9 protein-coding genes are annotated in these 11,703 nt (G+C 68.3%); 4 read left to right on the top strand and 5 right to left on the bottom strand.

Features of this window, described 5'->3' with window-relative positions; genetic code table 11:
* Positions 1-2,123 (bottom strand): RICIN domain-containing protein (locus AB0J64_RS55515; protein WP_364046388.1); only part of this gene is annotated, 2,123 nt, incomplete at its 3' end.
* 314 nt (positions 2,124-2,437) lie between these two features.
* On the opposite strand from AB0J64_RS55515, the gene AB0J64_RS55510 reads away from it, so the two are divergent.
* Entirely contained in the window at positions 2,438-3,175 is a 738-nt protein-coding gene (locus tag AB0J64_RS55510; protein WP_364046386.1) for a FadR/GntR family transcriptional regulator, read from the top strand.
* Positions 3,176-3,475: 300 nt separating this feature from the next.
* Positions 3,476-4,990 (top strand): arabinofuranosidase catalytic domain-containing protein, encoded by a 1,515-nt coding sequence (locus AB0J64_RS55505; RefSeq protein ID WP_364046384.1) that lies wholly within the window; start codon positions 3,476-3,478, stop codon positions 4,988-4,990.
* A 108-nt stretch (positions 4,991-5,098) separates the two neighbouring features.
* Here the strand turns inward: AB0J64_RS55505 and AB0J64_RS55500 are convergent, their stop codons facing one another.
* From AB0J64_RS55500 to AB0J64_RS55485, 4 genes are read right to left on the bottom strand one after another with little or no spacing between them, the layout of a single operon-like run.
* Positions 5,099-6,253 carry a mandelate racemase/muconate lactonizing enzyme family protein gene (locus tag AB0J64_RS55500; protein ID WP_364046382.1) on the bottom strand — a complete coding sequence of 385 codons (1,155 nt, stop codon included), beginning with the start codon at positions 6,251-6,253 and terminating at the stop codon, positions 5,099-5,101.
* Between the two features lies 1 nt (position 6,254).
* Positions 6,255-7,082 carry a carbohydrate ABC transporter permease gene (locus AB0J64_RS55495; protein WP_364046380.1) on the bottom strand — a complete coding sequence of 276 codons (828 nt, stop codon included), beginning with the start codon at positions 7,080-7,082 and terminating at the stop codon, positions 6,255-6,257.
* Complete coding sequence (locus AB0J64_RS55490) at positions 7,082-8,059, bottom strand: sugar ABC transporter permease (RefSeq protein ID WP_364046378.1); 978 nt, start codon at positions 8,057-8,059, stop codon at positions 7,082-7,084. The genes AB0J64_RS55495 and AB0J64_RS55490 overlap by 1 nt, the downstream gene beginning before the upstream one ends.
* Before the next feature lie 4 nt (positions 8,060-8,063).
* Positions 8,064-9,341, bottom strand: a complete 1,278-nt coding sequence (locus AB0J64_RS55485; RefSeq protein ID WP_364046376.1) for an extracellular solute-binding protein — start codon at positions 9,339-9,341, stop codon at positions 8,064-8,066.
* Positions 9,342-9,476: 135 nt separating this feature from the next.
* Here AB0J64_RS55485 and AB0J64_RS55480 point away from each other — a divergent pair, with 135 nt between their 5' ends.
* A complete protein-coding gene (locus tag AB0J64_RS55480) occupies positions 9,477-10,247 on the top strand; it encodes an FCD domain-containing protein (RefSeq protein WP_364046374.1) in 771 nt (256 codons plus the stop codon).
* A gap of 380 nt (positions 10,248-10,627) precedes the next feature.
* On the top strand, positions 10,628-11,703 hold a 1,076-nt coding region (locus AB0J64_RS55475; protein WP_364046372.1), incomplete at its 3' end, for an RICIN domain-containing protein.

Here is an 11,703-nt window from a genome sequence, read left to right as displayed (position 1 = left end):
CTCCACTGCTGGTTCGACTGGCCGTTGCAGTCCCAGATCTGCAGCTGCGCGCCGTTGGCCTGCGAGGCTCCGCTGACGTCCAGGCACCGCCCCGACCCCACCCCCTTGAACGCATTCGCGCTCCCCGAAGGCCGGCCCTGCGGACCGGCGGACGCCATCACGGCCTGGGCGCCCGCCGGCCAGTTGCCGTTGGTGACGGTGACATTGCTGTTCACCACATTGCCGCGGTCGCCGTTGGTCACGTTGGTGCTGCCGTTGGTCGACCAGTTGCCGGTGACGGTGAAGTTCCCCATGTTCTCGCCACCCCAGTAGTTCGCGGTGGCCCAGGTGCCGGTGTTCGAGAGCACGTTGCCCGTGACGGTGTAGTACTTGGAGCCCTCGTCGAAGTAGATCCCGAACCAGCCGTTGGTCCGTAGACAGTGGTTGCCGCTGATCACCGCGTTCGGGTTCCACGACAGCGTGTAGATGCAGCCCCCGTCGGTCATCTGCTGCATGACGTCATGCACGTAGTTGCCGATGAGCTTGTTGCCGGACGCGGTGGTGGGAGTGGTGTAGCGCGGCTGGTAGTTGTACAGGCCCCGGTTGGCGTACTGGTTGCTGCCGCCCGGCTCGTTGGCGCCCCAGCCGTACCCGATCGACATGCCGGTGTACGGCAGGTTGTAGACCTCGTTGTGTGACACGTCGGTGTTGGTGACGTAGGTGGTCAGGACCGAGACGATGCCCCGGTAGTCCAGGCCGAGGTCGTGGATGCGGTTGTTGCTGACGGTGATGTTCCGGTTGACCATCCGCTGGTCACTGGGGTGGTGCGCGTCGGCGCGCACGCCGCCGACCACGACGCCGCCGGCCGAGCTCTGGGCGATCTCGGACCGGGTGACCGTGATGTCGCCGGCGCCCAGGCCGACACCGCTGGCGTGCGCGTTGGCGTCGTTGCCGATGCCCACGGCCGTCTGACCGAGGTTGACGAACCGGGAGTCGGTGAAGGTGATGTTGTTGGCCGCGGACACCTGTACGGCCGCCGGCATCTGGGACCAGTTCGGCCGCGCGGCCTCGAACTGCTGGCAGCCCTCCTGACAGGAGGTCAGCCTGTCGGCGGGCCAGTTCCAGTTGCCCGCGATGTAGGCGCCGGTCTGCTGGTCCGCGTAGCCCTGGTTGCTGCTGGGCCCGAGCCAGGTCGTGCCGGTGAACGTGATCCCGCTGAACGTGATGTGGTGCGCGGGCGCGTCGTAGGTGCCGCCGACGTTCACCAGGGACTGGAGAACGGGCAGCTCGACGCTGATGCTGCTCATGTTCTGCCCGGCGGCCGGGATGTAGTAGAGGACGCCGGTCCCGGGGTTGATGTACCACTCCCCCGGCGCGTCCAGGAACTCGTACGCGTTCTCCAGGTAGAGCGGACCGGCCCGGTGCGGTTGTGTGAAGGTGTCGTACCCGAAGGTGCTGTTGTTCCAGCCGGGCTGCTGCATCGTGATGAAGTTCCCGCTGATGCTCTGCACGGTCACGTAGCGGTCCGTGAACGAACCCACGCTCTCCATCTCGACCCGGTTCTGGTTGGCCAGGTTGTTCAGATAGCTCAGCGCGCTGCTGCCGAATCTCAGGCCGGTGGTGGTGGCGGTGAAGTCCGACCGGTTCACGGCCGTACGCGCCCGCGTGGCGATGGCGCCGTTGACGTACAGCTGCCGGGTGTCGATCCCGGTGCCGACGTCGGCGCGCCAGATGTTCTTCCCCGAATCGGCCACGGTCCATCCGGTGACCGCCCTGGCTCCGCTGATGACGGGATGAGCACCCGCCGCGGCCTGCCAGGTGACGGAGTAGCCGTTGTTCCCGGAATCGGCGGCGGTCAGCCGGAGCGGCGCGGAGAGCCGGTACACCCCGTCGGCCAGTTCCACGACGATGTCACCGGACATCGCGCCGTTCAGCGAACGCACCGCCGTCTGCGCCGCGGGCAGCGAGCAGGGCTGCGCGGACGTGCAGGCGGTGCCGGTGCCGGTGGGTGACGCGTACAGGGTCGTGGTGGCGGCGAGGGCCGGGGTGGCGGGGGCGACGAGGGCGAACGCCGCGGCCAGCGCCGCGGCGACGATGCCGATGAGGACCGGTCTCAGCGCCGTGACGGGCGAAGATGACTGCACAGTTGTTCCTTTGGGGGGGTACGGGTGTGGCCAGGTCACGCCCTTCTGAGGATCATCGCTTCTAATTACGTTGTGAGTATGGACGCCCGTCAAGCCCATAAGCACGCTTATTTCACCATTCGCACACCGAGAGCCCGGCCCGAGTTAGCCGTTTTAAGCTATTCACCAGCGGCGATTGAGGAAGCTCTGGATGCCCGCGCCGATCACCCTTCTATGAACCGTTCATATGTGTCGTACTAATCGGCACTACGCCTGAGCCTGGGAGGGCACCCTCATCAGTCATACTTTGCAGGGAACGGCGAGGAGGAAGCACGGTGACCGACACCCCGCGCGAGAGCGGATACCGGCCGGGCTACGAGGTGGCGGCCGAGCAGGTACTGGAGTACATCGTCCGGCTCGGCCTGCGTCCGGGCGACCGCATGCCGACCGAGAACGAACTCGCCCGGCAACTGGGCACCAGCCGCACCGTGGTACGCGAGGCGGTGAAGATTCTCTCCGCGCTCGGCCGGGTACGCGCCCAGAAGGGCCGCGGCCTGTACGTGGCCGACGACGAGGGGATGTTCGGCACCGGGCGGTGGGCGTCCTTCTTCCTCCCGACCGACCTCGACCACGTCTTCATGCTCTTCGAGTTCCGCCGGGCGCAGGAGATGGAGACCAGCCGGCTGGCCGCCCGCCGCGCCACCCCCGCGGAGCTGAGGGCCATCGAGGAGGCGGCCGTCCTGTGCCGCCACGGCTTCGAGACCGGACAGGAAGAGCTGTTCAACGAGGGCGACGACACCTTTCACACCGCCATCGCCACGGCCTCGCACAACATGTTCCTCCAGGTCGCGGTGCGGGAGGCCCGCAGGCTGCAGGCGCAGTCCAATCTCATCGGGCTGCGCGGCTCGGTGGGCGGGCACGCCGCCAAGGCCGTCGAGGAGCACGACGCCATCTACCAGGCCATCCGCGCCGGCGACCCGGAAGCGGCCGCCCAGGCCGCCGCCACGCACATCGACAACACCCTCGACGACTACAGGAGAGAGATTCAGCAGCGCCTCTTCTCATCCCAGTGATCCGGCCACCCGAACCGATTCGTCCAGCTGGGAACCGACGGCACATCATCAGCCGAGTCGGCTGCGCATGAACGTTTCATCGAGCCCGACTGCGAGCATCCCCGATGGGCGCCGCCGGTCAGGGCTTCCGGCAGGCAGCCGGACCGGACGGAGCCTTGACAGGCGGTCCGCCCGTCGTATGTGCTTCGCTGTACACCGCTGTCTCCCCCTCCTCAGTTGATTCGTACGTCAGCGAATCGATTCGCGCTGGTCTCCGAGCGCGGCTGTCTCCGTCTCGCTCTACCTCCAAGGAGTACGACAATGCAGCCTTCATCCGTTCCCTTATCGGGCTCTCGGGCGGCCGTCGTCGCAGCTGTGGTGGCGGCGCTGGCAACGCTCTTGGCCACCGCCCTGACCTGGTCGGCGCCGGCCTCGGCAGCGACCACGCCGCTGGTGGGCGTGGGGTCGGGGCGGTGCCTGGACGTCAGTGGCGCCTCGCAGGCCAACGGCGCGCAGGCGCAGATCTGGGACTGCAACGGCCAGGCCAACCAGCAGTGGACCACCACCGCCTCCGATGAGCTGCGGGTCTACGGCGGCAAGTGCCTGGACGTCTACGGCGCCGGCACCGCCGACGGCACCAGCGTGATCATCTGGGACTGCAACGGCCAGAACAACCAGAAATGGCGCCTCAACGCCGACGGCACCATCACCGCGGTAGGGGCGAACAAGTGCCTGGACGTCAGCGGCGCCGGCACCGCCAACGGCACCAAGGCGCAGATCTGGAGCTGCCACGGCGGCACCAACCAGAAGTGGACCACCGGAGCCGAGCCCACCCCCACCCCGACGCCGACCCCGACCCCGCAGCCGCCCGGCGCGCGCCCGTGCGACATCTACGCCTCCGGCGGCACGCCATGCGTGGCCGCGCACAGCACGACACGGGCGCTCTACGGCGCCTACAACGGCAACCTGTACCAGGTCAGGCGCTCCTCCGACAGCACGACCAGGAACATCGGCGTGCAGAGCGCGGGCGGTGTCGCCGACGCCGCGGCCCAGGACGCGTTCTGCGCCGGCACCACGTGCGTCATGACGGTCGTGTACGACCAGTCCGGGCGCGGCAACGACCTGTGGTACCAGGGATCCAGCGTGGTCCCCGGCTCCCCGCAGAGCAGGCCCGCGATCGCGACCACCGAGTCGCTCACCGTCGGCGGCGGCAAGGCGTACTCGCTCTACATCAATCCCGGCAACAGCTACTGGCGGGACGGCCACCTGACCGGCGTGCCCACCGGCAGCGCGCCCGAGGGCATGTACATGGTCACCAGCGGCACCCACGTCAACGGCGGCTGCTGCTTCGACTACGGCAACAGCGAGACGACCAGGAAGGCCGACGCCGCCGGCGCCATGGACGCCATCAACTTCAGCACCCAGTGCTGGTTCGGCGGCTGCCAGGGAAGCGGCCCGTGGGTCCAGGCCGACCTCGAATGGGGGCTCTACCCCGGCGGCAGCCAGTCCTGGAACCCCAACCAACGGGCCTTCCCTCACAAGTTCGTCACCGCCACGCTGAAGAACAACGGCACGACCCGGTTCGCCATCAAGGGCAGCAACGCGCAGTCCGGCAGCCTTTACACCCTGTACGACGGGGCGCTCCCCAACGGCTACAGCCCGATGAAGAAGCAAGGGGCCATCATCCTGGGAAGCGGCGGCGACTGCTGCAAGCCCGACGGTGGCGCCAATCTCAGCGCCGGGACCTTCTACGAAGGAGCCATGGTCGCCGGCTATCCCACCGACGCCACGGAGAACGCCGTCCAGGCCAACATCATCGCCGCCGGCTACCGCTGACACAGTCTCATGACAAGACTTGGACGCCGGCCACCCACTCTGCCCAGCAGGGAGGCGGTGGCCGGCATTCGGGGCGATGGCGGGCGTCGGGCCGCAGAAAGCTTCGTCTCATCCCGGCCCGGTGACCGCCAGCAGCCGTCGTCCGGCGTGCTCCGGCCGGATGTGGGGGCCCTCGGCGGCCCTGCCGTTCGGCCGGCGGGTGAAGCCGTTGATCGCGTGCTCGTCGATCGTGATGCCGAGCCCCGGGGAGTCTCCGAGAATGAACGCGCCGTCCTCGACGTACAGGTCGAGCGACAGCCCGAGCGGTGGGCGCAGGTCCTGCAACTCGCTGGCCAGGTGGTTCGGCACCGACGTCGCGGCGTGCAGCAGCGCGACCGGCGTGGCCCCGATCGGGCTGACCGGCAGGTCATGGGCGTGCGCCAGCGCGGAGACCCGGAGGAAGTGGGTCACTCCCCAGACCACGGCCGTCTGGACGACGTCGACGGCCCCCGCGGCCAGCAGCGGACGGAACTGCTCGAGCCCGGTGAGGTTCTCCCCCGTGGCGACGGAGGCGCGGATCCCGCGGCCGACGGCGGCCAGCCCTTCGGCGTCCCACCGCCGGACCGGCTCCTCGATCCACGTGAGATCCAGCGTGCGTTCGACCTCGCAGACGTGCCGGACCGCCTGCTTGCGGGTCCAGGCCTCGTTCACGTCGAGCATCAGGCCCGGCCGCGATCCGTGTCCGGCCTCGGTCAGGACATCCCGTACCAGCGCCAGGCGGTGCCGGTCGCGTTCGATGTCGAGACCGCCCTTGATCTTGGCCGCGCGCAGGCCGTGTTCGGCGTAGAGCTGGTAGACCGAGACGAGTTCGTCGTCCGTCAGACCGATGTCGAGGCCCGAGGCGTAGGCGGCCACCCGCCGGTCGCGCCCGCCGAGCAGCCGCCAGAGCGGTTCACCGGCCGCCTGCGCCTTGATGTCCCACAGGGCGGTGTCGAGTGCGCCGATCGTGCCGAACACGGCGCCGGCGTGGCCGGCCTTGAAGGTCTGCCGCAGCATGCGGTCGTAGAGCGCCGTCACGCCGCGCGGATCCTCGCCCTCGATCGCGGCGAAGACGGCCTCGATCTCCACGTGCGGCCCGAGGCCGATGCCGGTGATGCCCTCGTCGGTGTCCACCATGACGAGCGGCACCGAGACGACTCCGTCGGCGAAGACGCCGTTGGCGTCACCGACGGGACGGCCCCATTCCTGGACCGTCGTCGTGGTGCGATACCCCGTGATCCGCATGTCAGCCCTTCGTGGAACCGGCGGTGACGCCGTCGGCGATCTGCCGCTGGAGGAACAGATAGATCATCAGCACGGGCACCGCGGCGATCAGGACCCCCGAGGCGAAGGTGGGGATGTCGTCGGAGTACTGGCCGCGCAGCGCGTTGACCCCGATCATGAGGGTGCGATGCTCGGGCGACGGCATCATGAGCAGGGAGATGAGCACGTCGTTCCAGCAGAACAGGGCGTCGAGAATGCCGACCGACAGCAGTGCCGGAACGCCCAGCGGCAGCATGATCCGCCGGTACACGCCGTACACCGTGTTCCCGTCGATCCTGGCCGCGTCGACGATCTCCGCCGGGATGGTCCTGTAGTGGCTGGTCATCAGGAAGACGGTGAACGGGAGGAACTGCGCGACGTAGGCCAGGATCAGCCCCGGGTAGGTGTCGATGAGCCCGCTGTCGGCCATGACCCTGGTGAGCGGCACCATGATCACCTGGAACGGGATGAACAGCCCCGCGAGACAGCCCAGGAAGATCACCGAAGAGCCGCGGAAGCGCAGCCGGCTCAGCGCGAAGCCCGCCATCGACCCGAACAGCAGCAGCAGGGCCACGGCGAACGCCACGACGACGAACGAGTTGACGAAGTACCGCGCCATTCCGGCGCCGGCCCACGCCTCGGCGAGGTTCTGCCAGCGCAGGGAGCCCGCCGGGGAGAACCGGTCGAGGATGTAGTCGCGGCGGGTCTTCATCGCGACGTTGGCGGTGAACACGAGCGGATAGATCGTCGCCAGCGCGAGAACGGCCATCGGGGCAGCGGCCGCCCACCTGGCCAGACGCCTGCCGGGCATCAGTCCTGCCTTCCCGCACGGCGGAGCAGAGTGATCTGCAGGAGCCCCACCACGAGCATGACGACGAAGAGCACCGTCGAGGCGGCCGAGGCGAGCGCCGGCTGGTTCATCTGTCCCTGCTGGTGCCAGATGTAGTACTCCGGCAGGTAGGTCGCCCCCTCGGGGCCCCCGCTGGTCATGACGAAGAGCAGGCCGAACATGGACGTCAGCATCCCGATCATCGTGGTCACGAAGACGAACTGAATGGTGCGCGTCAGGCTCGGGATGATCACGTGCCAGATGGTCTGGCGGAGCGACGCGCCGTCCACGCGGGCGGCGTCCAGCAGCGAGGCATCCAGGGTGCTGAATCCGGCGAGGAACACCACCAGGGCCATCCCGAACGTCGCCCAAATGTGCACGCCGACGACCGTGAACATGGCGATGCCCGGATCGCCGAGCCAGTCGACGGGGCCGACGCCGATCGCCCCGAGGACGGCGTTCAACGGGCCGTCGTACCCGAGCATGAGGTTGAAGATCGCGCCGACGATCACCGGTGAGAGCACGGCCGGGAAGAAATAGACGCTGCGGTAGACCCGGTGACCCGGCACGCGCAGATAGATGAAGGTCGCGAGCATTCCCGGAATCGCCACCGCCACGGGAAGCAGCAGCACCAGCAGCCCGACGTTGCGCAGCGCGGTGCGGAACAACGGGTCGCCGGCCAGTTCCAGATAGTTGCCCAGGCCGACGGGGGTTCCGTTGAGCTCGCCATCGCCGGTGAAGGAGAAGTTGACCCCCAGGACCAGCGGCCACAGGCGCAGCATCACGATGATCAGTACGGCCGGGGCCACCAGAACGTAGGGGGCGAGGCGCTCCGCGAGCCCCCTACGGGTGTCCTGTCGGCGTCCCAGCTGCTTGACGGTCGCTCCGTCGGCCCGCCCGGAGCCGGCGCGCCGGGAGCCGGGCGGGCGGACCAACGGCGACGTACCTCCGATCGGCACGCGGTCAGCCCGCCCGGTCGGTGGCGGCCAGCTGCTGCACCGCCTTGTCCACGGTGATCGACCCGCTGAGGAGCTGCTGGGACAGCCTTCCCATCACGTCCAGGGTCTTGGAGGAGAGCGCCACGTGCAGGGCGGGCTTGCCGGTTCTGATCTCGGACGCGATCGAGGCGGCGGCCGGGCCGGCCTGCGAGACGTCGATCGTCGTGTCGGACGCGATCGCGCCGGCCTTGGCGTAGAACGCGGTCAAGGCGTCGGTCGAGGTCAGGGAGCGCACCAGATCGGCGGCCAGTGCCGGGTCCTTCGTCCATCTGGCGACCGCGTAGCCGATGCCGCCGTCGTAAGGGAGGCTCGGGGTGGCTCCACCGGTGACGACGGGAGCCGGCATGACGCCTATCTTGTCGGGCGGCAGGAACTCGCCGAAATCCTTCCAGTGCCCGATGTCCGACATCAGCCCGATGATGTGAGCGGCCTTGCCGGTCTCGAAGACTCTGAAGATGTCGGTGAACATCGCGGTGGAGTTGGCGCCGTCGTTGTTCAGCCCTTTGTCGCCGGCGTCCTTCCACAGCTCGAAGATCCGCCTCACGTGAGGAGAGGTCCAGTCGCGCTTCCCGGCGATCCAGTCGTCGTACTCCTGAGGCGTCAGGACGCCGGATCCGAGGCCCGACAGGAAGAACTGGATGCCGATGCCCTCCTTGTTGCCGAGCGCGAAGCAGCCGGCCCCGGTCGCCTTCTTGATGGCGGCGCAGCCGCTGACGAACTCGTTCCAGGTCTTGGGCGGGTTCGCCGGGTCGAGGCCGGCCTTCTCGTAGAGCGTCTTGTTGTAGTAGATCGGGTGCCCCTGCAGGGTCACCGGCGCGGCGTAGATCTTGCCGTCCTTGCTGAACGCGTCCCAGCCCGCCAGCCGGCTCTTGTCCTCGGCCACGTACTGGTCCAGCGGAAGGAGCGCGCCGGCCCGGTCGCGGATCTGCCCTCCCCCGTTGAAGAGCATGACGTCGGGCCCCTTGCCGGCCTGAATCGCCGTGCCAAGCAGGGTGTAGTACTGGTCGAACGGCTGGGCGACGAACTCGACGGTGACCCCCGGATGCCGCTTGGCGAAGCCGGCTTTCGCCTTCTCGATGTAGGCGGCGGCGACCGGGTCACCGGACTTCCAGTCCCAGACCACGAGCTTCTGCTGCTTCTGCTGCGAGCTTCCGGACGGGGAGTCCGTCCGGGCCGCGCTCCCGCAGCCGGCCACGGCCAGTGCCACGGCCGCCAAGGCCGCCCATAACGCTCGCTGCATCATTGCTGCCCGCCTTCCGGGAGCGGCCGCTGGAGCCGACGTCTCCGGGCAAACGTAATTCGTATGACGTATAACGTCAATGGAGCTCTCGTATACTGACGCGGTGGCGCAGTCACGTGCCAGGCCACCGGAGGCGACATGACGGCATCTCAGGAAACGGCCGGCAGTGTCCCGGCGCCACCGGCCTGGGTACGACGCCCGGCCAGTCTCGCCGGAGCGGTGACAGCCGAGCTGGTGGAGCGCATCGTTCGCGGGGTGCATCCGCCGGGGACGCCGCTGCCCCCCGAACCCGCACTGTGCGAGGCCTTCTCCGTGAGCCGCACCGTCGTGCGGGAAGCGGTGAAACTCCTGCAGGAGAAGGGCCTGGTACGGGTCCGCCAGGGCTCCGGCACCATGGTGACCCCACCGGCGATGTGGGACATGCTCGACGAGCTCGTCCTCGGCGCGACCATCGCCGAGGACGAGAGCCTGGCGATCCTCGACGATCTCGTCGTCACACGGCGCGTGCTGGAGTCCGACATGGCCAACGTCGCCGCCCGCCTGGCCGGGCCGGACACCTTGGAGCAGCTGCGCGCGCTGGTGGACCGGATGGACGAGCTCGTGGACGACCCGGCCACGTACGCCGAGAGTGACCGTGCCTTCCACGACACGATCATGCGGGTGTCGGGGAACCGCATCGCTCGTGGCGTCGTACGGGCGCTGGAAAGCCAGGTCGTCAACACCGCCCGATACTTGGGCCGGACCGAGCGGGCCCTGTGCGTGGCGTCGAACCTCGGCCACCGCCGCATCTACGAACGCATCGCCGCCCACGATCCCGACGGCGCCGCCGAGGCGATGTTCCATCACATCACCGAGGCCTGGATCGTCCGCCGCAGCGGAACGGCTGATCCCGTACGGCTACGGCGTTAGCACGGACGCACCCCGCGCGACCGGACGCGCGGAACGATTCGATTGACCGTCGGTGAAAGTTTCATCGCGACGCGCTCAGCCATGGCCCGGCCGCTTGCCCTGGTCAGACGCCGGAGCGACGGGGTCGTCCCATGCGGGAGCCCGCAACGTCGAGAAGGCCGGGCCTTGACAGGTCTTGTCACGGTCATATTTGCTCCGCTGCACCATCGCCTCCAGCCACCCGGAAGAAAGGAGATCCCTTACGGAGGCGTTGAGTGAGCGCTAACACTTCGGTAACTCGACCGGCCGGTCACCGACGCCCCCCACCGCCCGGAAAAGGGCGGTGGAAGTGGCTTCCCCTTTACGTGCGTCACCACGAGAACGGCAAAGGAATTTGCGTGATGTCGAGGCTTGGATACCTCTTCACCGCTGTCGCGTCCGCTGTACTGCTCGTCGTCCTGGCCACGGTGCATACGGCGCTGGGCGACAGCGCACCCTCGTCCCTCGCGGGCACCGCGGGATGCGGAAAGACCCCGACGCTGAGAAGCGGGACGCAGTCGATAACGACCAGCGGGAAAAATCGTAGCTATATCCTGAGAATTCCGGATAACTACAACAACACCACCCCCTACCGGTTGATATTCGGATTCCACTGGAATGGCGGCACCGCCAACGATGTCGATTCGGGCGGAACCAGTGGGTACCCCTGGTCCTATTACGGGCTCAGGGCATTGTCGAACAACACCGCGATCTTCGTCGCGCCTCAGGGCTTCAACAATGGCTGGGCCAACTCGGGCGGTGAGGACACCACCTTCGTCGACGACATGATCCGCCGGATCGAGGCGGACCTCTGTGTGGACACCTCCCAACGCTTCGCCATGGGCTTCAGCTACGGCGGCGGCATGAGCTACGCGCTCGCGTGCGCCCGGGCGACGGTCTTCCGCGCGGTGGCGGTCTACTCCGGCGGGCAGCTCAGCGGGTGCAGCGGCGGCAACGACCCCATCGCGTACATCGGACTGCACGGCGTCAGGGACCCGGTCCTCAACATCTCCGCGGGCCGGTCGCTGCGTGACAGGTTCGTCAGGAACAACGGCTGCACGCCCCAGAACCCGCCGGAGCCGGCGCAGGGCAGCCTGACGCACATCGTCACCTACTACTCGGGGTGCCGGGCCGGGTATCCGGTCGCATGGGCGGCGTTCGACGCCGGCCACACCCCCGGTCCCGTGGACGGGAGGCCCGGCGACCTGGAACCCGGCGAGCTGTCCTGGACCAGGCCCGTGGTGTGGAACTTCTTCTCGCAGTTCGGCGGCGGCGACCCGAATCCGACGCCGACGCCGACCCCCACGGTCACGCCGGGGACGGGCGCACTCAAGGGCGTGGGATCCGGGCGGTGCCTGGACGTCAGCGGAGCCTCACAGGCCAACGGCGCGCAGCTGCAGATCTGGGACTGCAACGGCCAGGCCAACCAGCAGTGGGC

The sequence above is a fragment of the Nonomuraea sp. NPDC049695 genome (assembly GCF_040674955.1).
In the GTDB taxonomy this organism is placed as follows: Bacteria; Actinomycetota; Actinomycetes; order Streptosporangiales; family Streptosporangiaceae; genus Nonomuraea; species Nonomuraea helvata.
The sequence above is the reverse complement of the archived record's forward strand: the minus strand, read 5'-3'. Positions and strand labels throughout refer to the sequence as shown.

What these genes read in the sequence shown, in the direction of transcription:
- AB0J64_RS55485 (WP_364046376.1), bottom strand. Translation starts at nt 9,341, where the DNA reads ATGATGCAGCGAGCGTTATGGGCGGCCTTGGCGGCCGTGGCACTGGCC.
- AB0J64_RS55495 (WP_364046380.1), bottom strand. Translation starts at nt 7,082, where the DNA reads ATGCCCGGCAGGCGTCTGGCCAGGTGGGCGGCCGCTGCCCCGATGGCC.
- AB0J64_RS55480 (WP_364046374.1), top strand. Translation starts at nt 9,477, where the DNA reads ATGACGGCATCTCAGGAAACGGCCGGCAGTGTCCCGGCGCCACCGGCC.
- AB0J64_RS55500 (WP_364046382.1), bottom strand. Translation starts at nt 6,253, where the DNA reads ATGCGGATCACGGGGTATCGCACCACGACGACGGTCCAGGAATGGGGC.
- AB0J64_RS55505 (WP_364046384.1), top strand. Translation starts at nt 3,476, where the DNA reads ATGCAGCCTTCATCCGTTCCCTTATCGGGCTCTCGGGCGGCCGTCGTC.